Source organism: Flavobacterium sp. 90, assembly GCF_004339525.1.
Taxonomy (GTDB): Bacteria; Bacteroidota; Bacteroidia; order Flavobacteriales; family Flavobacteriaceae; genus Flavobacterium.
In genome coordinates, this window is the sequence record NZ_SMGE01000001.1 from 5,329,655 (window position 1) to 5,356,451 (window position 26,797).

General features: G+C 31.5%; 22 protein-coding genes. 9 read left to right on the forward strand and 13 right to left on the reverse strand.

What is annotated here, in order from left to right; genetic code table 11:
• Window positions 1-5: 5 nt before the first annotated feature.
• Both C8C83_RS21485 and C8C83_RS21490 read right to left on the reverse strand, forming a co-directional pair.
• On the reverse strand, window positions 6-1,307 hold the full coding sequence (locus C8C83_RS21485; protein ID WP_121330610.1) for a relaxase/mobilization nuclease domain-containing protein: 1,302 nt from the start codon (window positions 1,305-1,307) through the stop codon (window positions 6-8).
• Window positions 1,292-1,687 carry a plasmid mobilization relaxosome protein MobC gene (locus C8C83_RS21490; protein ID WP_347812786.1) on the reverse strand — a complete coding sequence of 132 codons (396 nt, stop codon included), beginning with the start codon at window positions 1,685-1,687 and terminating at the stop codon, window positions 1,292-1,294. The genes C8C83_RS21485 and C8C83_RS21490 overlap by 16 nt, the downstream gene beginning before the upstream one ends.
• 368 nt (window positions 1,688-2,055) lie before the next feature.
• Between C8C83_RS21490 and C8C83_RS21495 the strand changes: the two genes are divergently transcribed.
• From C8C83_RS21495 to C8C83_RS21505, 3 genes are all read left to right on the forward strand, one after another.
• Window positions 2,056-2,346, forward strand: coding sequence for a hypothetical protein (locus C8C83_RS21495; protein WP_121330611.1), 291 nt, complete (start codon window positions 2,056-2,058; stop codon window positions 2,344-2,346).
• 201 nt (window positions 2,347-2,547) lie between these two features.
• Complete coding sequence (locus C8C83_RS21500; protein ID WP_121331412.1) at window positions 2,548-4,053, forward strand: MauE/DoxX family redox-associated membrane protein; 1,506 nt, start codon at window positions 2,548-2,550, stop codon at window positions 4,051-4,053.
• Between the two features lie 103 nt (window positions 4,054-4,156).
• Window positions 4,157-4,414: a DUF6520 family protein gene (locus C8C83_RS21505; RefSeq protein WP_121330612.1), complete on the forward strand. Its 258-nt coding sequence runs from the start codon at window positions 4,157-4,159 to the stop codon at window positions 4,412-4,414.
• Window positions 4,415-4,487: 73 nt separating this feature from the next.
• Here C8C83_RS21505 and C8C83_RS21510 read toward each other — a convergent pair whose 3' ends face one another.
• Genes C8C83_RS21510 through C8C83_RS21520 form a run of 3 tightly spaced genes read right to left on the reverse strand, consistent with a single transcriptional unit; the run spans window position 4,488 to window position 11,598 of the window.
• Window positions 4,488-7,154 carry a prolyl oligopeptidase family serine peptidase gene (locus C8C83_RS21510; protein ID WP_121330613.1) on the reverse strand — a complete coding sequence of 889 codons (2,667 nt, stop codon included), beginning with the start codon at window positions 7,152-7,154 and terminating at the stop codon, window positions 4,488-4,490.
• A 4-nt stretch (window positions 7,155-7,158) separates the two neighbouring features.
• Window positions 7,159-8,565 (reverse strand): RagB/SusD family nutrient uptake outer membrane protein, encoded by a 1,407-nt coding sequence (locus tag C8C83_RS21515; protein WP_121330614.1) that lies wholly within the window; start codon window positions 8,563-8,565, stop codon window positions 7,159-7,161.
• 9 nt (window positions 8,566-8,574) lie between these two features.
• On the reverse strand, window positions 8,575-11,598 hold the full coding sequence (locus C8C83_RS21520; protein ID WP_121330615.1) for a SusC/RagA family TonB-linked outer membrane protein: 3,024 nt from the start codon (window positions 11,596-11,598) through the stop codon (window positions 8,575-8,577).
• Between the two features lie 527 nt (window positions 11,599-12,125).
• Between C8C83_RS21520 and C8C83_RS21525 the strand changes: the two genes are divergently transcribed.
• The 6 genes from C8C83_RS21525 to C8C83_RS21550 all read left to right on the forward strand — a co-directional run bounded on the left by C8C83_RS21525 (window position 12,126) and on the right by C8C83_RS21550 (window position 18,546).
• Complete coding sequence (locus C8C83_RS21525; RefSeq protein ID WP_121330616.1) at window positions 12,126-12,524, forward strand: helix-turn-helix transcriptional regulator; 399 nt, start codon at window positions 12,126-12,128, stop codon at window positions 12,522-12,524.
• Between the two features lie 98 nt (window positions 12,525-12,622).
• Window positions 12,623-14,035, forward strand: a complete 1,413-nt coding sequence (locus C8C83_RS21530) for a DEAD/DEAH box helicase (protein WP_121330617.1) — start codon at window positions 12,623-12,625, stop codon at window positions 14,033-14,035.
• A complete protein-coding gene (locus tag C8C83_RS21535) occupies window positions 14,032-14,247 on the forward strand; it encodes a hypothetical protein (protein ID WP_121330618.1) in 216 nt (71 codons plus the stop codon). Before C8C83_RS21530 ends, C8C83_RS21535 begins: the two co-directional genes overlap by 4 nt.
• A gap of 3 nt (window positions 14,248-14,250) precedes the next feature.
• Window positions 14,251-16,446 (forward strand): hypothetical protein, encoded by a 2,196-nt coding sequence (locus tag C8C83_RS21540; protein ID WP_121330619.1) that lies wholly within the window; start codon window positions 14,251-14,253, stop codon window positions 16,444-16,446.
• On the forward strand, window positions 16,446-17,486 hold the full coding sequence (locus tag C8C83_RS21545) for an RNA-binding domain-containing protein (protein WP_121330620.1): 1,041 nt from the start codon (window positions 16,446-16,448) through the stop codon (window positions 17,484-17,486). Before C8C83_RS21540 ends, C8C83_RS21545 begins: the two co-directional genes overlap by 1 nt.
• Window positions 17,487-17,592: 106 nt before the next feature.
• The gene (locus tag C8C83_RS21550; protein WP_132011899.1) at window positions 17,593-18,546 is read left to right on the forward strand and encodes a hypothetical protein; all 954 of its coding nucleotides are present in this window, start codon (window positions 17,593-17,595) and stop codon (window positions 18,544-18,546) included.
• A gap of 14 nt (window positions 18,547-18,560) precedes the next feature.
• On the opposite strand, the gene C8C83_RS21555 is transcribed toward C8C83_RS21550, so the two are convergent.
• Genes C8C83_RS21555 through dndC form a run of 8 tightly spaced genes read right to left on the reverse strand, consistent with a single transcriptional unit; the run spans window position 18,561 to window position 26,470 of the window.
• Window positions 18,561-19,181, reverse strand: coding sequence for a class I SAM-dependent methyltransferase (locus tag C8C83_RS21555; RefSeq protein ID WP_132011900.1), 621 nt, complete (start codon window positions 19,179-19,181; stop codon window positions 18,561-18,563).
• Between the two features lies 1 nt (window position 19,182).
• Window positions 19,183-19,878: a hypothetical protein gene (locus C8C83_RS21560; RefSeq protein WP_132011901.1), complete on the reverse strand. Its 696-nt coding sequence runs from the start codon at window positions 19,876-19,878 to the stop codon at window positions 19,183-19,185.
• 19 nt (window positions 19,879-19,897) lie between these two features.
• Window positions 19,898-20,494: a 3'-5' exonuclease gene (locus tag C8C83_RS21565; RefSeq protein WP_121330624.1), complete on the reverse strand. Its 597-nt coding sequence runs from the start codon at window positions 20,492-20,494 to the stop codon at window positions 19,898-19,900.
• A gap of 35 nt (window positions 20,495-20,529) precedes the next feature.
• On the reverse strand, window positions 20,530-21,507 hold the full coding sequence (locus C8C83_RS21570) for a hypothetical protein (protein ID WP_132011902.1): 978 nt from the start codon (window positions 21,505-21,507) through the stop codon (window positions 20,530-20,532).
• Complete coding sequence (locus C8C83_RS21575) at window positions 21,497-22,603, reverse strand: hypothetical protein (protein ID WP_121330627.1); 1,107 nt, start codon at window positions 22,601-22,603, stop codon at window positions 21,497-21,499. Before C8C83_RS21575 ends, C8C83_RS21570 begins: the two co-directional genes overlap by 11 nt.
• A 33-nt stretch (window positions 22,604-22,636) precedes the next feature.
• Window positions 22,637-23,029 carry a DndE family protein gene (locus tag C8C83_RS21580; RefSeq protein WP_121330628.1) on the reverse strand — a complete coding sequence of 131 codons (393 nt, stop codon included), beginning with the start codon at window positions 23,027-23,029 and terminating at the stop codon, window positions 22,637-22,639.
• A complete protein-coding gene (dndD, locus tag C8C83_RS21585) occupies window positions 23,013-25,109 on the reverse strand; it encodes a DNA sulfur modification protein DndD (protein ID WP_132011903.1) in 2,097 nt (698 codons plus the stop codon). Before dndD ends, C8C83_RS21580 begins: the two co-directional genes overlap by 17 nt.
• A complete protein-coding gene (gene dndC / locus C8C83_RS21590) occupies window positions 25,106-26,470 on the reverse strand; it encodes a DNA phosphorothioation system sulfurtransferase DndC (protein ID WP_199735319.1) in 1,365 nt (454 codons plus the stop codon). The genes dndD and dndC overlap by 4 nt, the downstream gene beginning before the upstream one ends.
• Between the last annotated feature and the right edge of the window lie 327 nt (window positions 26,471-26,797).

Genomic DNA, 26,797 nt, shown 5'->3' on the forward strand with positions numbered 1-26,797 from the left:
ATGTTTTATTGATTGTCAGATTGTCCTTTTCTCTTTCTTTTTTTTCTTCTGCCTTTTAATTGATTCGGCACATAATTTCCAACATATTCATATTGGAGTATGGAATCGATGAGTTCTTTCAATTCACTGTCAGATGATAAAATTTTGTCCTGATCCTGTAAAGTATCACAGGATGTGTTTTGAATAACTTCAGCTTTATTTTTGAATTTACCAACTTTTTGAAAAGCTGTTAAATCTTTATCAATGGATGTGTTCTCACAGCGGTACTGAATAGCTTTTGCAGCATACGACTTCCCTAAAACACTTCCGTTGCATACACATTTTGTTGTGTGATCTATGTATGTGATTCCAAATAAAAATCCCTGATCATTTCTTCTGCCGGCAATAGCAATACCTTTTTTCTGGAGTGTTGTTTCTAACTGCTCAAAAGTGGTTTTCCTGCTGTTTAAAAAGGCAAGATCAATTTCATTTTTAATCCTTTTCAGATCCGAAAGACGTGCTGTTTTATTTGAAGTAAATTTTTTCTCCAGATACTCAAGTGTCGGTTTAGTGTAAAGACTGCTGGCTTTAATTGGAACCCCGACAGCTTTCTTTTCATTGTCAATTATTCTGTACACAAGTCCTCTATATAGAAACATTTTGGAATCCTCTCTACCACGCTCAGCCGATACGTTATATAAATTCAATACTGCATTTAGCTCTCCAATGGTGGTGAATTTATAATGAGGAACAACAGCATTTAAAATGCCTGAAATGGCTTTTTTAGTTTCGGATCTGCCGTATTGGACTTTCTGGATATTAATTGCTTTCAGATCTGTCTGCTGTTTTTTATTTCGAGTGGATGCCTGTACGAGATTGAACTGCTTTTCAATTTCTTTTCGGGCTGTTTCAGATTGATTTTTCCCAATATTCTGCATGTCAATTCTCTTTCCATTGGACTGCACTTTTATTGATACAATGTGAATGTGAGGATGTCCTGCATCATGATGCTGATAGACAAGATAGGGCTGTAGACCAAAGCCAATTTTAGCCATATAAATAGAAGCAATTTCTATTAGTTTTTCTTTTGATAAACCGGTTTCTGAAGGATCAAAATTCAGTGAGATATGTACGCTGTTTCGAGTTACATTTTCATTTAATTCCAATTGTTTTAAAAGCAGTTTTAATTTGAAATCAAGGCTCATTTGATCCACATCCATGGGATAATTTCCCTCACCGATACACTGCGCAGCACCAATGGAAACTTTGTTTTCATTGTAATGAAAAATACTCCGAAGGGAATGCCCTGTATTTATGATTGCAACCATTTCTGGGATAGATTTTTAATGTGTTTTTTTATCTGTTCGATGGTATTAAAAAGCACTTTTTTCTCCAGTTCATAAGTCATTATCCAGTGTTTAAATTCTAGAATTTGATTTAACGTATGCAGCTTTTTAACGGTCTGGTTAAAGTTGTTTCCAATAGCATTTAACTCTGCTCTGAGCTGTATCAATTCACTGAGTAAGTCATCCAGAGATTCATTTCTGTATTTCATCACAACGGGTTTCTGCAGCAGATTTTTTCTTGCAAAATCACTTAGTTTTGGGCAGGTCGATCTGCTGAAACGTTTCTGTAGTGTTTCAAATTCATCTGGTTTGAGCCTGAGATGAAGCCACTTTGTTCTGTTTTTGTTTTGCTCTTTCATCATCTGTTATTTACATTTTTACGAACTATTTTTCTTAAAGTTTCACCGCCAACGAGTTCCGAGTAAAAGGGCGGCAAGATATCGGTTGTGATACAACCGGACATCTTGCAGATTGCAGGAACGTGGCAATCTTTGAACTTCTATATAAGAAATCATACTCTTTTTACATCCTTAAGTCATTTATCTCATAAGATTATCAGGGACAAGCACTAAGAATTACCGCTTGTTCTAAAGCCAAGCCAAAGTTAAATTGAGTACTAAATTAGAAAAGTGATAAGTGCTGAGCAATCCCCTCTATATTTTGAATGGGGTAAATTGGACTGAAGGTTTTATTTTTACATGGAAATATTATTAATTAAAACACGTGAATTATGATTACAAAAAATGAAGTTTCCAAGGTGTATGATACTGTTTTGAGTATCCCTGGAATGAGTGAACTGGTGAAGATTGATTTGAAAATTTCACGAAAAAATGTATTGCTGTTAAGTCATATTATTTCAAGTGGAGCAGTACATGAAAAGGATCAATCGAGTCTTCTGGCAAGTGTAGGAGAGGAGGAATTTTTGGAGATGAAAAACATCTCTGAAGAATGTCTGCAGAAAGCAGGACTCGTAGAACTCAATCAAAAACTGATTAGTCTTAACGAAGCCTGTAAGTCTTAAATAAAAAAAGAAAACACAAGAAGGTGCTTTATGAATACAATGTATTTATAAAGCACTTTTCATTTGTAAAAAGACATTTGTAAAAATGGCTTGTTTCTGACAAATTTTGGCTTGTTTTTGATATTAGTTTAAAAAGAGAAGGTAATTACATTTGACCTGAGTAATGCTACTAAAAGATTCTTAACCTTTAAAACTTAGATGATGAATTTGAAAAATAACATCAAGAGAAACATTATTGAAGTAGTTTGTCTTCTGTATGTATTATTATTTGTTTATGCTTCGGTCAGTAAATTATTGGATTTTGAGAATTTTCAAGTACAATTAGGACAATCTCCTTTACTTAGTGCTTTTGCTTCTTGGATGTCATGGCTGGTTCCAATAATTGAACTGGTAATATCAATTGTATTAATGATACCAAAATATAGGATTATTGGTCTTTTTGCTTCTTTGAACTTAATGATCATGTTTACTGCTTATATTTTTATTATACTCCATTACAGTTCTTTTGTTCCTTGTTCTTGTGGGGGTATACTTGAGAAAATGAGTTGGAATGTTCATTTGGTTTTTAATGTTGTATTTGTTTTATTGGCTATCATTGCTTTAGTGCTTAATGAAAAACTTAAAGTTACAAGTAATATTAGTTTACATCTATTAAAAAGTATTGCTGCTTCTATAATTTTTAGTACAGGTTTGATCGTTGTTTTGTTTTATTGTTCTGAGGAGATTATGCATTATAAGAATCCTTTTGTCAGACGCTATATTAGACAATCAGCAGAATTTGTGCAATCAAAAGATTTAAAATTTAATTCCTATTATTTTTCAGGATATAATAATGGCGAAGTTTTCTTGGGAAATTATACAACACCATTAAAAGTTCTTAGAATCGATTCTACTTTTAAAATTTTAAAAACTTCTAAAATTGATTATAAAAACCAGAATATCCCATTTCGTTTGGTTAAAGTTTTAGCTAGAGGGGAGTACTTTTATTTAATGGATGGTACTGTACCGTGCATTTATTTTGGTCATATATCCGATTGGAAAATAATGGGTAGTTTTAATGAAATTCCAAATTTTACGGCACTAGAGCCTATGGATAGTTCTACGTTTGTTTTTCGAAATAATACAGGGATGAATTCAGCAAATATTCTGGGTATTTATTCAGCAGGTACAGCTACAAAAATTCAATATCAGCCAAAACTTTTACAAAAGCAGATTGATGGAATTTTTGATACTGATGGCATGCTATTATTTAATGAAGGATTAAGGAAAATTGTATTTGTTTATTACTACCGAAATGAGTTTGTTATTGCTGATGAAAATGGAAAATTAATAAGAAGAGGACATACTATTGATACAATTTCTAAGGCAAAAATTAAGGTGGCTTATCTAAAAGGTGGTGTGCAGAGAAAAATGGCAGCTCCTCCGCTTACTGTTAATGCAGTGAGCGCTACCCACAATAATCTTCTGTTTATAGAGTCCAGGATTCAGGGAATGTATGAAAATGATCCTCTATGGAAACATGCAGCTATAATTGATGTTTACGACCTGAAAAAGAGAAGTTACGTTTTGAGTTTTCCAGTTTTTGGAACGGAGGAGTACAAGCTAAAATCACTACTTATTACTGATACCCATTTATATGGCATTATAGATACAAAACTTGTAGTGTATAGATTTAAAGGCATTTTAAAACAAGAGATAAAAAAGTAAATTATTATCATTTTAATAAATAAAAATATACTGGCCGGTATCAGGAAGAAAGATCGAAAACCTGTATAAAAAAGTAGATCAATTAATTTTAATACTTATAATCATGAAAACGAAATTTTTTAAAACCACAATGCCATTTGCTTTTGTAGCAATAATGGGAATTTCAGGAGCTTTTTTGACCACTTCTATGCAAAGTGCACCTAAGGCAGCTATACCAAAATTAGGATACATTAATGGGCAGACACCATGTAGTGTTCCAGTACAGTGTAATACCAATCCTGGTCCGGCTTGTCAGGCTAATGGTCAGCAGGCTTTTGGTAAGGATAATAATTGTACAGAAATTTTATCCCGTCAGCTTTAAATTACAGCTAAAAAGGATATAAAGAGGCAATGCAGTTCTTTTAGAACTGCATTGTTTTTTTGTGGTTTCAATACTATTTAATGTTATGTGTAATCCATGGAGCAGGAGTATTATTTTTAAGATAATAGTCGAACCATTCTACTATTTTGATGTTAAGGTCTTTTTGATTTTTTGGATTCATCAAAATATGTTTTTCTTTAGGATAAAGAAGCATTACACTTTCTTTTTTAAATCTTCTTAATGCCATATAAAGTTCTACGGTCTGGTGCCAATTAACATGCCAGTCTTCTTTTCCTGACCATAGAAGTAATGGTGTTTGAATATTGGAAGCATTTCTAATAGGAGAATTGTTATCATAAAGATTAGGATCTTCAAATAACGTTTTTCCCATTCTCCATTGTTCATTTTGGAATCGGAAAAAATTGGATGCTCCAGAGTTCCAGTTAACATCTAAATAAAAGCTGTCGAGATCGGTTATAGAAGCTCCTGAAATTGCGGCAGAGAAAAGATTAGTCTGGGTAATAATAAAATTGACCTCGTACCCTCCAAAAGAATGGGCCATGAGTCCAATTTTTTTTGGATCAACCAAATTTCGCTTAATAATTTCATTAGTAGCAGATACGGTACAGTCAACAGCATTTTTCCCCACTACACCTTGTTCATGCTCAATGTCGGGGCATAATACAAAGTAGCCTTTTGTGATTAAAACAGTTGGATTGAAACCGTCTGAGGCATATAGGTTTGGATTGATAAACAAATGGACATCCTGAGATTGTCTTTCGTAAATATGAACAATCATTGGGTATTTTTCTTGCGGGTTATGATTGGCAGGATAATATAAAATGCCTTTTAATTTTTTCCCTTCAGAATTAGTGTACCAAATTAGTTCAGATTTTCCCCATAGGTATTTTAAAAACTGGGGATTACTTTGGAAAAAGGATCTTGATGACAAATTATTTTTCTTAAACATTAGACGAGGCGGAAGATCAAATCGCTGTTCTTGATAAATATAAGCATCTAAATTTTCAGTAGAGTGCATCTTATCTAAATGACCGTCTGTATAAACAATCTTTTTTTCACCTAATTGAGTTGTCCATTTATAGTAGCCAGTCTTGCCATCATTTCCTTGAGCCCGCAGAATCAATTTTTTATTAAGATCAATAGTTTTACTTTTAAATCCACTAAAATTAAGTTGAAACATATCCAGATTGGAGAGTGTGTTGATTCGAAATTGAATTTGTTTTTCTCTTCCATGGGTAATTCTTTTGAAAGATGCCCCATCAGGTTTTATGGACCAAAGATCATACTGATCATAAAGAATAATCTCTTGATCCTTGCTGTTCCAAGCTACAGGACCATATGCTGAGTCTGCGCCCAAAATATTTACTTTGCCATAGAAGGGGATGTTAATTTCTTTAGTAATATTCACATGTTTTTTAAGTACAATATTGTAAATCCACCAATTATTATCCCTGTAATAAGAAATATATTTTCCAGATGGGGAAGGTAATAAATCAAGGTAAAAGGCACTTTGTTTTTCAAGCAATAGTTCTATGTGACCTGTACTTAAATCCATAATATAAAAATCTCTGGGGCCTTCTTCTTCAAATTGCGGTTCATAAGCTTTTGGGTTTGATAAAATGGCATACTGCTGATCACCAGTGAGTAATACTTTGGGTAATTCCACAGAGGAAATTGGTATTATATTACCCGATAGAGGATGCCAAACAGCTAAGAAAGATTCTTTTGTAAATCGCCCCAATTTTTGTTCCATCGGATAAATCCATTTATCACGAGTACTTAAAATTTCTACAGTATCATTGATTTTATTTTGACTTAATGTTTCTTCGATACACAGAGGGAAAAATAAACTTTGCAAATCTGATGATATGGTAAGTTGATAGAGCATTTGCTGATCTAATATATAGCCAGAGGGAAAATTCTTCTGCGTTTTAGAATTGAGTTCAAGTAAAATTTTATTTTTCAACTCGTAGAAATAAAGTCTTGAATCATCGGATACAGAATTTTGGAACAAAGAACCAAAGAAAGCTACAGCTTTCCCTTTTTCATGCCATGTAAAAGCTTTAAAGTTGTGGGAACTTTTTTCAATTATCCACTTTATTACTTTATTATTTTCTAAACCAAGCAGGCCAATGGAGTGTTTTTGATCTTCTATCTTAGAAATGAGGATTTCCTTTTGAGTGGGACTCATGCTAAAAGCAGCAACATCATTAAATGTTTGAATAGCATTATTTTTCAAACTGACAATTTTTAAGATATGCTCTTGGGAGAGTAATATAATTTGATCAGTAGAATCGGAGAATGCATATTGGATAATTTCAGTATATAAGTCTTGTTTTTTGGTGGCTAGATTCAGAATATGTAAATCGTTTTGAGTTTGGCAGATAAAATTATTATTTCCGGCAAATGTGGGGCTTTTGCCTGCCGGGAAATAATAGCTCTTTTGAGTTGTGGTGCTGCTGACGAATAAGGTGTCGATATCATTTTCATAATTCATGTTATAACATGCCCATTGTCCATTGGCTGATGTCTTTTCCAGAAGTAATTCACCAAAAAGATGATAATCAGATTGCGTTAATTGTTTTTTTTGCACCACCTGTCCCCATAAGGGACAGGCTACTAATGGCAAAATAAAAAATAAAAATAAAACTAGTTTCAGATCTGCAAGCAGTATCCAACCTATTCTAGCAAGGTTCAAGAAAGTATTTTGCGGTTTCATAATTTTAATAACCGCTGTTTTGCGGTCGTAGATTAGGATTTACACTTAATTCGTTTTCAGGTAAGGGAAATAATACATCTGTGGTATTCCAACCTGATTTAGAAGCAGATAAAACAGCATCAATTTTTCCTGATCGTTTTAAATCAAAGAATCGGTGTCCATATTCGGTAAAGAGTTCCCATCTTCTTTCCTCGAGTATGGCAGTCAAGATCTCTTCTTTTGTGAGAGCGGTAGTATTAGCAAGCCCAGCCCGGTTTCTTATTTTGTTTAGGTCTTCTTTCGCTCCTATAAAATCTCCCTGATAAATGCGGGCTTCAGCCCTGATGAGATATTGTTCAGCTAAACGAAATACTATGGAGTATTCCATGGACACTGCTGTATAGTCAAATTCCTTGTATTTATAGGGATGGCACCAAGTTGTAACGCCATCTGTAACTGAAGCTGTCCATTTGTCTTTTCTAAGGTCATCAGTGGTGAAAGATTTCATGAAGTTATCTGTCAGGGCTACAAGCGGCGGCGGTCCTGCAAAAAAGATAAACGAACCAGCTTCATCAGTGTTTTTTCCGGCTACAGAAGGCTGTAACTGCCAGATAGTTTCCTTAGAATCTTTTAAAAAGACCAAAGCAGGGTCGTTTTCCAAAGTATAGAAATTAGTGGCGTTTAGTACTGCTGAAGCAGCATTAGATGCCTCAGGATAAGAATTCATATAAAGATATACCCTTGAGAGCAATGCTTGAGCAGTAAACTTATTAGGACGAATCCTTTGAGGGTTTGTATAATTCTGATCCAAAAGGACAGCAGCCTCTTTTAAATCTGTTGTAATGAATTGGTAAATTTTTTCTTTTTCAATTTTCTTAACTGAATTATTGATTTTATAATCTGTTGTGGTTATATATGGAATTTCTCCATAGAGATTAGTTAGGTAAAAATGGACTAAAGCCCGTATGAAAAGGCTCTCCCCTTTTAGGTTCTGTTTTTCTTTATCATTTAGTTTGGTACTGTTGACACTTCCTTCAATAATTGCATTTGCAGCATAAATTTGATTATAACTGATATTCCAATAGTCTGTAATGGTTGTATTGGAAGCGAGAAGTGTATTGGTATAGAACAGCAAAGCCGGATCACCGGGACTTGAATAACAGGTTAGTTCATCGGCGTAATTTCCCAGCTGATTGGAAAGACCTGAAGGAGTCCCTGTCAAGAGTCCCTGATCTCTTAATTTTGAATAGATATCGGTAAGTGCAGCACTGGCTGTGGAATAGTTATCAAAAACGGATGCATTGGTCAATTGAGACTTAGGAAGGTCTACTTCTACAAAAGAATCACAGGAACTAGTGAGTAGGACTACTGCTATCACTTTAAAAAGATGAGAGCATCGAGAGAAAATTGGTTTTATAAGTATTGTTTTCATGATGTAGAATTAAAAAGTGAGTTGTATTCCAGCGGTAATGATCTTCAAAGGAGGCAGATATCCGGCATTTATGAATTCAGGATCTCCATCTTGGTATTTGGTGAAGGTGAGCAGGTTTTGACCCTGTAAAAGCAACTGACATTTGGTGGTTTTTAAATTCAGGGGAAGATCATAAGACAGAGCTATGTTTTTAAGCCTTATAAACGAAGCATCAGTTATAGACCCTGTACTTTGACTAAACAAGTAATCGGCAGTAAGAGCGGCACCATTGTAGCCCGTAGTATAGATTTGCCCCAGTGCATTATCACCCGGCTGTGTCCAGCTGCCAACTAATCTGGCAGGCTGATTTGCCATTTGACCGGCAAAGTCAGTATAATAAGTTCTGTTTTTTTGTTTTACAAACTGAAAAAGAAAATCTAATTTCCATCCCTTATAAGACAGTTGATTTTGAAGACCTCCAAAATATTGTGGATTCAGATCCATTATGGTTTGTTTATCCTCAGGAAATGAAATTGTTCCATCTTTATTTTTATCTGAAAAAAGATATATTCCAGTCTGCGGATCAATTCCCGTGTATTGATAGCCAAGTTCAATATTTAATGGTTCTCCAATACGATATTTTTGGTTATAAGAAGAAGCTTCAAGTCCCGGAAAACTCAGCAGCTTGTTTTTGGATAGAGTAAGATTCAGACTTGTTGTCCAATTAAATTTTAGAGTGTTGAAATTAATAGTGCGAAGAGTAAACTCCCAGCCCGTATTTTGAACTGTTGCATTTAGGTTAGCTTGTAGCGATTGAAAGCCTGTCGTACCTGCTAAGGGCACGCCTACAAGTTGATTAGATGAACGATTTTGATACCAGGCAGCAGTTAAGAATAGTTTATCCTTCAGGAATCCTATTTCCAGAGCTGCTTCGAGTTTTTTGTTAACCTCCCACCCAAAATCCGGGTTGTAGAGTCTTGAGGGCTGAAGTCCTACATTTGAATCGTATTGAAGTCCTGATGAGGTATAAGTGTTCAAAAATTGGTAATCTCCAATTTGATCATTTCCCGTTGTTCCATAACTCACACGTACTTTTCCAAAACTAAGCAGAGCGTTTTCTTTGATGAAATTTTCTTTTGAAAATATCCAAGCTGCACCAACTGCGCCATAATTAGCAAACTGATTTCCGGGACCAAATCGGCTTGATCCATCACGTCTTCCTGTTAAGTTTAATATGTAACGATCCTGCCAATTGTAATTTATCCTTCCAAAGAATGCCTGATATTTGTATTGGGTGTTATCACTGTAAAGAACTCTTGTTACAGCTGCTGAGGCGAGATTATAAATCAGATTATTTGAGGTGAAACCGGTACCAAATTGATATAGACGGTCAGTGGTCTGGTTTTGGAATGTCCCTCCGGCAAGCATTCCAATTTTACCTATGGATAATTCTTTCTCCCAATTGATTTGAGGTTCTATTATCCAAGACTGACGATCAGTATTATTAAAATAAACACTGGAATAAGCACTTGTAAGGTTATAGGCAGGATTATAGGTCGTTGAAGGAGATGTGCGTGTTTCTTTATGTCTTAAATCAGTGAAGCCAAAATTGCCTTTTAAAATCAAATTTGGAATGATCTCATAAGACAGCACAGCGTTGGAGACAAGATCATTGCTTTTTGATCCGGAATGTGCATAAAGAAGACGCAGCGGATTTTGCCATGTATTGTTTTCCCAATTGAGTTCTCCTTTTTCATTATAGACAGCGGGAGCATTAGGGGCAAGGTATCTGGAACTTGCCGTCAGATCAAAAGCGGGCTGATCATTATCCTGAATAGTATAGCCTGAAGAGAAAGTGAATTTAAATTTATTATCCTGTGAACGATGATTCAAATTGAACTGCAGGCCTCCTTTCTTGTATATAAAATCTCCAGGAAATACAGTTGATTCTGTATGATATGAACTGCTAAGCATAAACTGGGTTGTATCTGATCCTCCAGAGAGAACTGCTTGTATATTATTAATTTGAGCTGTTCCGCCAAGAAATTCATCCTGCCAGTCTGTATATCGGTTTTGATCCCAAGTTCCATTAATGTCATAGGCATAAGATGGGTATAAGCTTAGTCCATCATTTTTAAAAGCCTGACGGCGCATAGCAAGATATTCTTGGGTATTCATTAGTTTCATCAGCCTAGTAACAGTCCCAACACCTGTAGTACTTTTTACGGTTAAAGCTGTCTTTCCACCTTTCCCTTTTTTGGTGGTTATGAGTACTACACCGTTAGCACCTCTGGATCCATAAATAGCTGTTGCATCAGCATCTTTTAAGATTTCAATGCTTTCTACAGTATCAGGATTAATACTGTTCAGAGGACTGGTCACAGTAGGAAATGTTGTTGAAGTTTGATTGTATCCTATCGGATCTGAAGCATAAGGGACACCATCAATTATGTATAATGGAGCATTTGCGTCAGAGCGAAGACTGTTCTGCCCTCTAATTTTAATATCAAATCCTCCACCGGGGACTCCTGAATTCTGAATAATACTGACGCCGGCCATACGTCCCTGCATGGCGGCTAATACATTGGTTACAGGCTGAGTCTCTATATCCTTGGAAGTAATTCTGGCAATACTTCCCGTACGTTCACTTTCTTTGACGGAATAATATCCTGCATTTACCCGAACTTCCTGAAGTGTGGTAGTGTCAAATTCAAGAGATATATCAACTTTTGTACGTCCTTTTATAGGGACAAGTGCTGTTTTAAATCCGATAAAGGAAACTACTAAAGTATCATAAGGAGATGCAGAGAGGCTGTATTGACCATTATAGTCAGAAATTACAGTTGAATTTATTCTGCTTTTAATACTAATGGTAACACCAGGCAAAGGACTGCTGCCATCAGTAACAGTACCCTGAATTTGATGTTGTTGGAAAATAAGGGAGTCATTCGGAAGATAATATTTGGAATGAGCAGATGAAAAAGACAATAATATACCAGTAAAAAACAGGCAATAAAGAGCTTTCCCTCCTTTGTAGAATGAAAAAATATTCATAATATTGGATTGGTTAGTTTAACGATAGTTTGATTAACTATGGTCCTCTGCACTAGTTTGGTCGCTGCAGCAGAGGGCCATTTTTTATGCATTAAGTAAACGGCTTAATAATCATAAGAAGAGTTTTTTTACTACACAGGCAGAAACGGATTAAAGGTTTGATTGTTTGAAATACGAAACTTAAAAAAAGAAGCGGCACAGCTAAGAATGGTAAGAGAGTTTTTTAGTGTAAAAAAGGCATGGAACTCAGCTTACTGCACTAAGAGGTACTGGTATACCGTTGCAACAATAAGTGAGCCCACGCCTATATAAGACGTGAGCATCTTACTTATCATCTCGTTGCAAAAATTACCAGTTTTCTAGTGCGAGATTCTAAGCGAATACTTCAAATGTTTTAAGTGAAGAATCGCAATAATACTATTCAAAATTTGAATTTAAACAAATATACAAATTTTATTTAACACATACCTATAGGTATGTGTTAAATGTTTGATTAATCCTTTTCTTACGATATTAATTTAATAAAAATGATTATAGAAATTATAATATCGGAATTAGATTTTCATTTAATTGAGCGGGTTAGAGAATTACGCATAAAATCTAATTTATCACAAGTAGCATTAGCTCATAAAGTTGGAGTATCTGAAGGATATTTTGGAAAAGTAGAGAATTTAAAACAACCTGGGAAATACAACATTAGAATGTTATCTAGAATTGCAATTGCGTTAGAGTTAGATTCATATGTAGACCTATTTCCTCAGAAAATTTTTTCAAATGATTTAGTAAAGATAAAAATTGAGTTACTGACAAAAAAAGAAATTTATGATAATGGGAGTAAATCCGGTGAGATACAAAAAAGACTAAAAGTATTATCTACAACACCCTTATCAGAAAAAGAAGTATTGAAGTTTGATAAAAGAAGTTAAAAAAAAAGTAAAATGACATTTAACTTATAATGTAGCTTTCAAAAGAAAACTTTACAATAAATTTTCTTTTCTAAACATTATAAAAATAACTAAATAAATTGACTTTAACCACTAATGAACCGAAATTCCCATTCCTTGAAGGGCCTAGAAGTTATCAAATTGAAGCTTATGAAAATTGGTTAAAAAATGATTACAAGGGGGTTTTTGCAATGGCTACAGGTACAGGTAAAACTATAACTTCATTAAATTGTTTATTAAATCTTTATAAAGTTGATAAATCATATCAAGCAATTATTTTAGTTCCATCTCTAGCATTACTTAATCAATGGCAAAAGGAAGTTGAATCTTTTAATTTTAGAGAGGTTTTACAAGTAGGAGGTGGTAATGAATGGGAAAGAGATTTAGCAAGTTATGTAAGTAGTTTTAGCTGGGGAAATAAAAGAGATTTAATTATAATATGTACTTATGGAAGTTTTGTAACCAATAAGTTTCAGAAGTATTTCAAAAAGATTGGTAAGGATTTTCTTCTAATTGCAGATGAAGCTCATAATATTGCGGCAAATAATATTAGAAAAAAATTATGTGATATTAAATGTGAGAAAAAAATTGGATTATCAGCTACTCCAAAAAGAATATATGATATTGAAGGAACAGAAGCTTTAAATGACTTTTTTTTAGATGTCCCCCCTTATACGTTTTCATTTGATATAGAAAAAGCATTGAAAGAAGGGTATTTAACGGAATATAAATACTTTCCTGTTTTAGTAGAACTTAATCCTGATGAAATGGATGAATATGTTGAAATTTCAATAAAGTTATTAAGGTTCTTTGACTTTGAAAAAGGAGAATTTAAAAAAGATCCAATGGTCGAAATTTTATTGCTTAAAAGAAAAAATGTAATTCATAAAGCATCTAATAAAATTGCGTGTTTTAAAAAAATTTTGCTACAACTTAATAAAATTGATAAACTTAAATATGCATTTGCTTATGTACCTGAAGGATATTCAAGTCAGTATGATTTTACAGATCAAAGGTTAATTGATTTATTTATAAAAGCTGGTGCTGATACAATCCCTTCACTTAAAATGAATTCATATACTTCTGAAGATGATAAATTAGATCAAATACTAAGAGGTTTTTCTGAAGGAAAAATTGATGTTCTTTTTGCAATGAAAATGTTAGATGAAGGGGTTGATATTCCTAGAGCAGAAATAGGTATATTTTGTTCGAGCACTGGAAACCCAAGACAGTTTATCCAAAGGCGCGGTAGACTACTTAGAAAGCACAAAGACAAACCATTTGCTACAATTTACGATATGGTAGTTGTACCAAATATATCAAAAAGCACATCAGATTTTTTTAATATGGAGAAAAAAATGGTAAAAAATGAAATACAAAGAGTGGCACATTTTGCTAGTCTTTCAATGAACTTTTATGATTCAAAAAGAAACTTACAAGAAGTATTGACAAAATACGAGTTAAGTCTTGACCAAATAATAAGCGAATTATGAGCAAAAGAGATGAAATTTTGAAAGAAATATTATCAGATCCTGAGTTGATGGAAAAATATAACATTAATAAAACGGAGCTCGATAATCTACAACCCTTTCGACCGGAGGGAAAAAAAATAGTAGATATTTTGGCTACTATAATTAATGAAAATGATAATGATAGGACTGGTAGGCAAATATATATGACAATAAAAAACATCCATAAAATATAGATTATGGCATCAATAATTAACAGCATTGCTTTTAAAAACTTTTTTAATTACTATGGAGATTTTGAAGAAAATTACTATGAATTAAAAAATGGGGTAAATATCATAGTAGCAGATAATGGTGCAGGAAAATCAAAATTTTTTAATGCGTTCTTATGGCTGTTTGATGATGTGGTTTTAGATTCTGATGACAAGCGTCGTAAGAGTATTAAAGACATGTACGTGAAAATTATATCAGACAAAGCAAAAATTGAAACTGCAGTAAGACAAAAGATAGATTGTGCGATTCAAATTGAATATACATTTGGAGACAGAGTTAAGTATCAAATTATTAAATCATTTACATTAACTAAACTCAATGATAATATTTCTGATCCTCAAAGTTGGCAATTAGTAATAAATGATACTGAAGTAAACAAAACAGAATTGATCTTGACAAAATTCAAGCCTGTTTATGAGGAAGACGAGAAAAGGAAAATTATAGATCGTTTAATTATGCCAGCTTTTAGAAAATATTCTTTTTTTCAAGGTGAAGAGGTTGATGATATAATTGATTTCAGTGAAAAAGCAAGTATTGAGGATGCTGTTCAAAATTTAACTGACATAAGTAAATATAAAAAATTACTTGAATTGACAATTGAATTTAAATCAAAAGCGGAAAAAGATTTAAAGAGTCAAAACAATGTGAATGATGAACAATCTAGAAGATTTCAAGCCGCCATTGATGAAAAAGAAAAGATTCAATTACAATTAGATTTTGAGAATCAAAAATTGTTAGAATGGGAAACTAGTTATTCAGATGCTGAAAAAGAAAAAAATTATCTGGATAAGCACCATGCTAATGCAGAACGAAGAAAAGAGTTAGATGATAAAATTCGGCCTTTAAACAAAAAGTTGAGAGATAAAGTTGATGAATTTGAAGAGTTTCTTGATAGAATTAACAATCGTTTTTTTGATGGTAGCTTTTCATGGATTGCAATGGGTTTTGAAGAAGAAATTACAAAATTTAGAAGATTAAACGATGCTTTTATAAATGAGCATTTTGAAAAAAAATCACTACAAAACATAGAAGAGAATCCTAATAATTATTTTCATTTTTTACCAGTAAATTCTCCTGATGCGGTTTCAATTCAAAATATGATTGAAAATGAGTATTGTTACGTCTGTGACCGTCCAGTTAAAAAAGGAAAACCAGAGTATGATTATTTAGTAAAATTATTAAACAGACCAGGTGATACAAATAAAGAAAAACCATTTGTAGTAAATAATCTAAAAGACTTTTTTGGTAATCTTCAAATTAATGGGCAACCATTTTACAGTAGAATTAATGGAGTTCGAAAAAGTGTGAAAGCTACTCAGGAAAAAGAAGAAGAACTAAAAAAGCAAATTCAGAGAATTAAAGAACAATTAAAGTCATTGACAGACCAGAGAAAGGATATCTTAATTGGAGGCATTGATTCAGATGGCAATAAGCTTGATATTTTGTCAAGTTATCAAGGCTCAATAAGAAGAATGGAAAATGCAAGATCCAAAATTGATGATGTAATTAAACCAAAAATTGCCAAATTAAAAAATGAAATTGGTAATATTGAAATTGAAATTCAGAGTTTGAATAACCTTAAAGACATTCCACAAGGATTCAAAGATAATTATTCAATAGCAATTGATCTGGCAAATGCTACATATAATGCAAAAGAGAGAGTATATGATAATATGGTTAAACTTTTAGAAAAGCACTCAAATGATCATTTTCAAAATTTGATTAAAAATAACGACTTAGCAGGAGGTATTCTGAAATTTGAAAAAACACCATCAGGTTCAATCAATTTTAATTATCTAGATAGTAAAAATAATACAGTTTATGGAAGTTCTGAAGGATTTCAAAGAATGAAAAAATTCTCTGTTGTAATGGCAATCATATCTGCAAATAATACTGAATATAATTACCCTTTACTTGCCGATGCGCCTATTTCAGCTTTTGGCGAGGGTTTTACAGAAGGTTTTTTTGAAGCAACTGGAAAAGTATTTCCACAAAGTATAGTTCTAATAAAAGAAATATATAAGGCTAATGATGATATGAAGATCAATGATTTAGGAAAAAGATTGCTAAAAGATGAAAGTGTAACAACCATGTATGTGAATCACGTGCCTGTTGGTGCAGAGCAACTAGACCTTTTCACAACTAAAACAAGATTAAAATAATGAATTCAGAAACTTTCAAAAGTCAAATTTTAATTAAAAGACCAAGATACGCTAACAGTAGAATCCCTATCATCCAAGCTTTTGCGAATAAAGGTCAGTCTAAGTCTGATTATAGCCAATTTGGTCCAATATATGAATTATATATATATGCATTCATTTTAGGGCTAAAGCGAAATTTAAAATTGCCGTTACCTAATAGAAACTTAACTACGGAATTTATTGAAGTAGGAAAGTGGAAAAGGGACTCAACTCTTGTTGATTTCTTGTTAATGATAATATTTTCGCATTGCGAAGAAATCGGCTTTACTTGGAATGAGTTGGAAGATATGGAAGAAACACAACTCAATGTTGTCATAAATGATATTATAACATTTATTGAAAGCTATGCAAATGGCGGCTTGGAATATCTTCAAAAAGAATACGAACAAAATAATCTGCTGAATAGCCCATATATGTTTGTTGACCTGCTTGCCGAAAGTTGTGGAAAAATGTTAGAACACGAAATTTCTACAACATTAGAAGTTGAGGAAGTAGATGAAGATTTAGTTAGATCTACTGTCAAATTAATAGAACAGGGGGAAACTTCAAACACAGAATTCAAATCAACGCTGAGAGTAAATTTACATACAAATCAACCAGATGATAAAATGGAGTTATCTTGTATTAAAACTTTAGCGGGCTTTATGAATACAAAAAGTGGAACATTATTAATTGGAGTTTCAGATACAAAAGAAATGCTTGGATTAGATACAGATTTTAAATCATTTGGGAATAAACACGATTTATTAGACGAGTTTCAAAAACACTTAGATAACCTAATTGAAAAATATATGGGTAATTCCGCATTTGCTGCATTAACATTATATTTTCCAGAAATAGAAGGACAAATGATTTGCAGATTAGATGTAGATTTTAGAAAAAATGGGCCAATATTCGTTAAAAATAAGGGAGCAGAAGAATTCTATATAAGACGTTCTGCATCAACAAAAGCATTAAATCCAAGTGAGATGATGGCTTACATAGAAAATCATTGGGATTAATGATATTTTATAATCTTAAAATATTTAATTTTTTTGAAAGTTGTTTATTTATTGAATTATCTGTATATCAATAGTTAAAGATAGATTCATAAAAATGAAATCAAATATGACAATAAAAGAATCAATATTAAAGAGTTTAGAAGATATTAACAGTCTTGCAAATGCTTCAGAAATTTATAATCACATTGTAAATAAAGGTTATTATGAATTTGGGGCAAAAAAACCAGTTGCAATTGTCTCGGGGATGTTAGGGGAATTTATAAAAAATGGTGATTCAAGAATCAAAAGAAATAAAATTTCGGGTGAGACATACAAGTATTATCTAACAAAAATAGAGAAAACGGTTTTGCTAGACCAACTTGGGGCTGAAGTAGATCTACATAAAATAAGGCCTAAAAAAAATGAGTACCAAGAAAGAGATTTACACAGATTATTGAGTAGTTTTTTAAAAAATACAGATACCTATTCAAAGACAATTTTTCATGAACAATCATTAAACTCTAAAGATAATCATCAAAAATGGATACATCCTGATGTTGTTGCAATTCAGTTTTTGAATCTTCAGTCAAAAATCAATCAAACTTTTTTAAAGGCAATAAATAAATTAGACATTTTTAAAATCTCTTCTTTTGAAATTAAACGAGAAATTAATTCAGATTATGAATTAAAGAAAACATTTTTTCAAGCAGTTTCAAATTCAAGTTGGGCTAACTATGGATATCTTGTAGCTTTTGAAATTAGTGATAGTTTAAACGAAGAAATGGAAAGATTAAATCAATCATTCGGGATAGGGATTATTGAATTAAAAGCGAATCCTTATGAAAGTAAAATATTATTTCCTGCTAAATATAAAGATTTAGATTTCAAAACGATAGACAAATTATGTAAAATCAATAAAGATTTTGAAAAATTTATAGAACAAATTGAAAAACTTATGACGGCTAGTGATAAATATTATAAATCGACAGAAAAGGAACTTGAAGAATTCTGTGATGGCTATTTTTTAAATGACACCGAAATCGAAGATTATTGTAGGCAAAAATTCATACCAAATAACTAAGTTTTCTATTACTGTTATATGTTTTTGCAGAAAATGTGTATCCAGGAGTTTGTATCATAAGTAGTACGTTTTCCTTTCAATTCAATTTTAAGGATTTTGAAACCAATCTTTTTTAAGATGTTTTCTATTTCTTCAAGTTGATAATACACATAGTACTTATCTACACCGCCATATCTAATATCTGTAAATAACTCAGAACCGTTGCCTTGTTTTAAGGAAATATAAAGAATTCCATCTTTTATTAATATTTCTTTTAATTTTTGCAAAACTGGAGTGATTTTATTTTTAGGAATGTGTAGTAAGCTTGCTGAGGCCCATATCCCATCAAAACTAGCTTTCTGAAAATCTAAAGTTAAAATATCCATGATTTTAAAATTACTTTTAACCGATGCCTTTTTAGCTAATTCAATCATCTCAGAAGACAAGTCAATTCCTGTAACGCTAAAGTCATTATTTGAAAAAAAAAGGGCATGATGACCGGGACCACAACCTAAATCTAAAATTTCTCCTCCTTTATTAACTTTAAGAATAAATTCGTTTATTTCAGGTAATAATTCAAAACTTGATACAACTTTTTGATATTCAGAAGCTGTTTTGTTATAGCTCTTAATAGTTGTTTCTTTTAAATTATGCATTTTATTTATTTAATTTAAGAATTTCTAAATCGTATGAATTAATTTTCCTCTCTAATTCATTAATTTTTTCATTAACTCTAACATTTACTTCGTTTGGAAAAACGAAGCCTTCAAATTTATTTATTTGACCTGATAAATCTTCGTTGAAAGCCATTCTAATTGTTATTAGATGTGATATTAATAAACTTAGTAAAGTCATATCTCTTTCATATGTAATATGTGCGTATTCTGTCCTAGGAGTATAATTCTGAACAAATTCTATATCATCGCCAATTAGATAGCTTTTTTCATGTATTAAGTTTTCAATTTTTGTTCCTACTTTTATAATAGTTTTGATCAGAGACTTATCATTTTTATTTAACACCACCTGTACATTATTTGATCCATATATTTGATTTTTATCAAGAAGATATGTCAAAGTTCTAAAGTTCTGTGGTTTATCTTTAACGAAAATTTTGAACAATGTCTTGCTGTGTTCCAAATGATGTCTTAAAGGAATATAAAATTGATTTAATTTGTTTTCAATAACTTGTCTTTTCTCTATAATTGCTATTCTTTGAAGGTTTTTTTTATTGTCCTTGCCAGTTAACCAATTTTGATGGATTGAAATTATAGCAACTATAAAAGTGCCAATAAATGCGATCAATGCCGCATTTACTTCAGCACTAAGAGAAAGAGAAAGTAAAATACAATTCATATAAGTTAGCATTATTTTTTTAATTAGACAAATGAGAAGGTATAATATATTCCTCAAATTCATCGATAAGTAATTTACCATAGATTAGTCTTGAAAAAGCTTCAGCTTCGTATAATGCACCGTTAATACCTAAATGTGGCTTAGGCTCGGCTGGTAATCCAACATAGTTCATGATTTTATCACCGCCTAAACTTGAAAGCTCATTTTTAGTTGTTGGTTTTATCCCTTTTTTTAAATAATCGCAATAAATTAATGTATGTAGGTCAATTTTTCTCCAACCAAATATCCAATTAAGATTGTATCTTTTCAAACTTTCATTTAAGAATAAAATATCAAAATCTACATTCTGACCAGCTAATGTTTTGTCTTCAATAGGTTTTATCCATTTAATAAAATTTAAAAGTAAATCTTTCAATTCCTGCTTATTTATATCATGCATTTCAAAATCATTATATCCATTTATATTAAGAGCATTTTGATCAACTTTAGCACCTTCAAATATCCTGCATTTTCCATAAAATCGATAAGATGGATTTTTAAAGTCTACTGCTCCAATTTCTAATATAGAATGGTTGAAAGGATCTAAACCTGTTGTTTCAATATCAATAACAATCATAGTTGGTTTGTGCTAATCGTTGGAATTATGAAAAATTAGACAATATCTTCTTCAAAACTAAGGCAATAGTCAACTAGAGTTTTTGAATTATAAGTGCTAAAAAAATCTGTAGATATAATATAATTCATAATTCTTTTTCTTTCAAAGAGTAACCGATTATCAATTTCATCATTTTTGAAGAAGACATTTTTACTAAAACTTACCAAATTATAAGGAATGAATATTGTGTGGACGGGATTTAATCTGTGAAACTTAAAATAATTATTATATCTGCTGGTTTCTCCTAGTTTTTTATACCATTCTTTCCCACAAGCACATTGCGCCAACACAGATAGTACATTAGGGACATTATCATTGAAAGGAATCCATCCTACTAAATCTAATCCTTTTTCCTGTGTTCCTTTTGCAGATATTTCATCAAATGCATCGTTATCAATAGTAACTTTCATATCATTTGCCAAAGCTTTGATTTTCTCAACAGCGGTACCGCGATAAGAGGTATTCTTTCCAAAAGACTTTACTATAGCATGTTTTGGCAGAAAGTTAATTAAGACTTCTTTACATAGATTTTCAAACTCCGTAGTTAAATCAGACTGTAATTCAGAAAAAATATTTAATGAAGATGCAGTTAACAAATACAAATATATTTTGTTTCTATCGGAAATTACATCATTATTTTTTAATTTAATTTTATTGACTCCTTCAATTTCAAAGGGGTAATCATCTCCAAATAGTTGAGATCTTTCTAATATAAGCCGATATACATCATCAATAAAACTTTCATCTTCATCATTTGCTTCTGATTGATCAGCGTCTGATAATTTTTGTTTAATAATACCTTCATCTTTTAATCTATCCAATATATCTGTACTTGAAATATAATTCTGATTAGAAATTAAACTTACTAATTCAACGTAATCTGCATAAAGATAAGTAAGATTTCTTGTAGGAGGTGTTCCTAATTCCAAAGTGAATTTGGCAAAGAAACTGGTGATTTTAGTATCAAATGTCATCTTCGTCTTCCTCTTTTTCTTGTAATGAACGATTGATTTTTACTGCTAAAGACCTGATCTCTTTAAGTTGCTCTGAAACAATGGCATGTCGTACGTTTACTTTTACAACTAACCTGTCAGAATTTTGCAATTGACTTAAGGCAGAGTTTAAATAATTATAAAATTGAGAATCTGCTTCATCAGTTAGGTCTATAGCTAAATCTAAAGAGTAACCTTTTTCTATGAATGCAGCTCTAGCTTCATTGTGACTAAGGACTTTATTTAATGCATTTAAATGGAAACTATCACCTATTAATCTTGTTCTTCCTTCAGAGTTTTTTTCAAAAAGCCATCTTGTCCAGTTTTCTAGATGTTCATCGTTTATAGTTATTTCATCTATATCATCAATATTTTTAACATCTAAGCCTAGATAATTAGCTATATGGGGTTTGTTTAAGCTATCCGCAATATAATTGAAATAAAACGTTGTGTCATCAAGCCCTGGTATTCTGTAAAAAGCATCATCTTCTATTTTGTAAAAGATTTGATATCCAATAAGTATTCTTTTTACATAATCTTTTCTACTTCCTATGCTTTTTGCTAATTCTCTTGAAGCAGCATTTAGATCTAGACTGCTGTATTGATCTTTCCATAAACCGAATAAATATCTTGCTTTTTCTAATAATTTCCACTCTTTAATCCCAGTAATATGTCTATATCCTAGATAATTGTGGATGTTTTCTTCTGCATCAAAAATGAGACAAGGAATTTCTTTAGGGAAGTATTGAGCTTCTGTTGTAGCTTGTTGAATTTTGCTTTTTTGAACAGAAACTAAATCTGGATAATTCAATAATTTAACAGCTGAAAGACGTCTGTTTCCTTCTATTACTCTATATATGCCTTCTTTTTCTTGAATTACAAGAAGTTGTTCACCAGGAAAAAAATCATTTTTACCTATCGCTAACATTAATTCAATTAATGAAGCATCTAAAAGCATGTATTCTAGAATGTCTTTTTCTTTAGCTCCCTGAAGAGATTTTGGTAAGCGAGGATTTTGATCATCTAGAAATAATTTATCTAATGGAATAATCTCAAACTTTGGATTATTATGACTCATAGTTATTCTTTTGAGAGTAAATATAATTTGAATTTAAAGAAAATGAATGTTTTTTGAAATTTTTTCTGTCAAAAAATCGAAACCATCAATATTGGAACGATTATTAACTTCATCATTTAAAAGTTGCAATCCGTTATCTACATGCATTTTTATATATCGCCCAATATCTTTATCTGTTTTATATAAGCCATAATGCACGCAAAGTAGACCAAGATAAATATCATAATAATCCCCAAAAAGAACTGATTTAGAATATTCTTTCCCTCCAGCATCTTTGATGTCGTTTAAATTTAATTTTTTATCTTGAGACAAAGAATAAGTATAGGCAATTCTTGCAATTACATTTTCAGTTCCTAAACCTAGCTTACGAGTTAACAAGGCTACCACTTCTTTATTTTCTTTACTGGTTTTAATTTGCGTAAACATCTTGCTCTTGTTTTAAGTGTGTAAATAATTGGTCAACAGCATATGGCTTAAAGCTAGAACCATTGTTATGATTTTCGATAACAAAAACCTTATTCACGTTTGGTTTTAAATAATCATATTCCAATTCTGATAATTCTTTTTCTAATAATGGAAATAGTACTACTTGCTCTGAAATAGCCGGATAAAATTCTTTGATAATATTTTTAGAATGATATTTATCAAACTTCTGTAATGGACTATCAATAAATACTGGGAATTTGATTCCGGATTCATCCACCAAGGCTTTTAATAAAGCTGTAGCGTATAGTTGTTGTTCTCCTTTAGATAAAGAGTCTTTATCTATTATTTCATTGTTTTTGTCCAACAAATCAATATCCATAACATCATCAACTACATTTACCCGAACATTGTAAATAAAGTCATTTTTGTGCATAATTTTTTTAAGACCAAGCATAATAGATTTTTGCAATGAATACTTTTTGTCTTCTTTAATTTTCTGAATAATTGTATTAATTTTTGCAAGTAGTTTTTCTGTTACTTCAAATTTCTTTTGATCTGTTTCAATTAATTTAAAATTCTTTTCGTACTCTGATAATACTTTTCTTGTTGAAGTTAATCTAGTATTTAAACTGTCATATTCTTCAATCAATTTTCCTTTATTAAGAGTTAAAACATTGATCTTATCTTCTGATTCTTTTTTTTCTTCACGTAATTTTTTCGCTAGAGGATTGTCTTTTCGAGCTTCTGCCTGTTTAATTTGTTGATAAATTCTAGAAAGGTAAATTCTATTATTTTTCTCTTCCTGTACAACAGAACTAAATTGGCTTGAAAAAGCGCCTTTGATATTATTTAAAACGGCCTCAAAATTTCTAAATTGTTCCGTTGTATAATCTAATAGTATTTTACCTGTACTAGATTGTTTTATTATTTTTTTCTCTGAAATAGTCTGTTTAAGTGCTTCTTCAACTTTAGATTTAGCTTTACTATCCAAATTTAAAGCTTCTAATTTTTTTAATAAAACAGTTGAAAATGAATTTAATTCTTCAACTAAAGCTACTTTGTCTAGTGAATTATTGTTGGCATTTTGTTCAAAATCTAATTGCTCTTTAAGCTGTACTAATTTCTTACCTGCTATTACTAACGGAGCAATATCCATTAGTTTTTTCAGTTTGTTTTTAATCTCGATTGATTCTTGTTTTAAAATATCTCTTTCAGACTTCATTTTTTGAAGTTCTTCCAGGGTAATACCATTTCCTTCACGAATTAACTTTTCTTGTATATTATCGCTGTTTAATCTGTGATTTGCAATTTCACGGTCAATATTATTTCTCTTTTCTTGATTGAAATCAATTAATTCAGTTAGTTCAGCTTCTGTATCAGTCAGTTCAAATAGTTTAGTTTGTTCTACTTGTGACGCACCATTTCTGCGAAGTTTGGTTAGTAAAGTTTCCAGATTCTTCTTTAGATCTTCATATTTTTTAATTCCTAAAACTTCGGAATATGCTTTACTTAAATTCTTTAATTCGGCTTTTGATTTTGCTTCTGCTAATGATACTATTTTCTCAGCGTCAAAAAAGAAGAATTTAGCAATTTCGCGAGGTAATATAAAATCATTTATAAAGACTTCAAAACCAACCTCTTTTGTTAATTCATTCTCTAGGCCGTCAATCTTAATACTTAAATCTTCAATATCAGTTTTTAAATTATATGATCTTTTTATTACAACTGATTTACAAGGGATAGAAGGAATTAAAATGTCTTTCAATTCTATCTCAACAGAAAATACGGGATTAATTTTTCCGCTATTCTCATAATCTGTTTTAACTTCTCTATTTAAAAGTGATTTGATAAACTTTTCATAACCACCTGCATTTTTGATATCTTTCTTATATTTATCTTCAACCTCGCTCATCATTTTTCCGTAAAAAACCCAAATAAGAGAGGTCAAAAAAGTGGTCTTACCAAAGCCATTCTTACCAGCAATGATACTAATGTTTTTAGAAGCGTTTGGAGCAAAAAGTATTTCATTTTCTCCTTTATAAATTCTGAAGTTCTGGAATTTTATTTTATTTATTTTCATAGTCCATTCTCATTTACAAAACTTTCAATCCTTTTTTCAACATCATTGTGAAGACCATACTTACTAATCATTAATGTTTTGGTTTCTTGCAAGGCAATTAAGTTATCAATTAGATGATAATATCCAGGCTCTTCTTCGCATACTTCACGCAAGATTCTACGTTCAGTGTCATCAAGAGATTTAATATTGTTTGTGCTTATTTCTTTATTGTAAATTTCTTTATATAAATCACCGACGGTATGATCAAAATATCCATCTCTATTCCAAGTTACTTGTATTGCAATAAGCTCTTGGTTATTAATTAATGTTACATGTGGTCTCTCTACTTGAATTTCCTTTTGAACTAATAATAAGTCTTTTAAAATTCGGTATCTATATTCCCAAGTATATGTGCCATTATTTGTTCCATCTTCTCGAACAGCAGTTTGATTATTTCTTCTTACATCCATTCTGTTTTCAGAAATGTTTCTACCTTCGACTAATCTATTTCTAAAAGCGAGTAAAGGCTCCATCCAGTTTTGACCATTATCAACCAACGCAGTCATAGATTTGTCATTTTTAACAACTGTACATGTCCAGCATCCAAATCTGCTTTGACCGCATGAGCTGTGCTCTTTATTTACTACTACCGTTGGACATTCGTAATCATCAGCGCTAGCATCAGCATATATTTTAAATAAGATTGAATTATCAAATCCCCAAGGTGAAGGGACGGCATTAATTATATACCATACTTCTTCGAGCATTAAATCTCTGATAGGTGGGTAGACGTATGTGTTAGCAGTACTGTTATGCTTTGATAATCTATTACCTGTAACTTCATGTTTTTTCATTGAGCGCTCTCGGGCAGCACTTTCTTCATAGCGAGTCCCAAGTAAAACTATTGCTTCTCCTTTTTCATCTATTTGTTCCAAAAGAAAACTTGATGTAGGTCTTATTTTAAGTTTATCTGTGCACCATCTGAAGGCATTATTGGGAACAGGATATCCTTTGCCTATGACATTTATCCAGAAAGTTTCTTCTAATTTTGGTACTGTTTTCTTTACAAATATTGGTAAGTTTTGATTTCTAGCTTCTTCGCTGATTTTTGACAGAACATCATCAACATAATTAGAGATGATTGGATTTTCCACCATTGTATCGTTGCAAACAACATAAACTGGTCTTTTTAATTGAAATGGAAAAGGAAGATTTTCCCGGATTCTAAGTAAGGCAATCCAAACAAGCGTAAGTAAAACTGTTGAATCTTTTCCTCCACTAAAACCAATAATCCAAGGCCTATCTGATTGATCTGCATATGCATACTGATCAATTATTTCATCTATTACAGCCTCAATTCTTTTACTTTTTATAGGAGTCATCTTTATATTTTAGTTGTCTTTTAAAATTAAAAAATTTTAAAGTATGATTGTGTGCAAATTTAGGCTTAATATAAACAATTTTACCCTATTGCTTTGTTTTTATTTACATTCAAAAACCATTGTAATTTCTCACTTTTATTAACTTTCTAAATTTCTGAATGTTAAAAACTTATTGGTGTAAAATAGAAAAGAGTTGCTTTGAGTTGTCTTTCAAAATAGGTATCGTGTGAATTAGTGTTTTAGAAACTTATCTGTAAAACGGTTAAAAAACGGAAAAAACTTTTATTTAATCTATGTTAAATATTATAGTCTAAAAAAACTTATAAT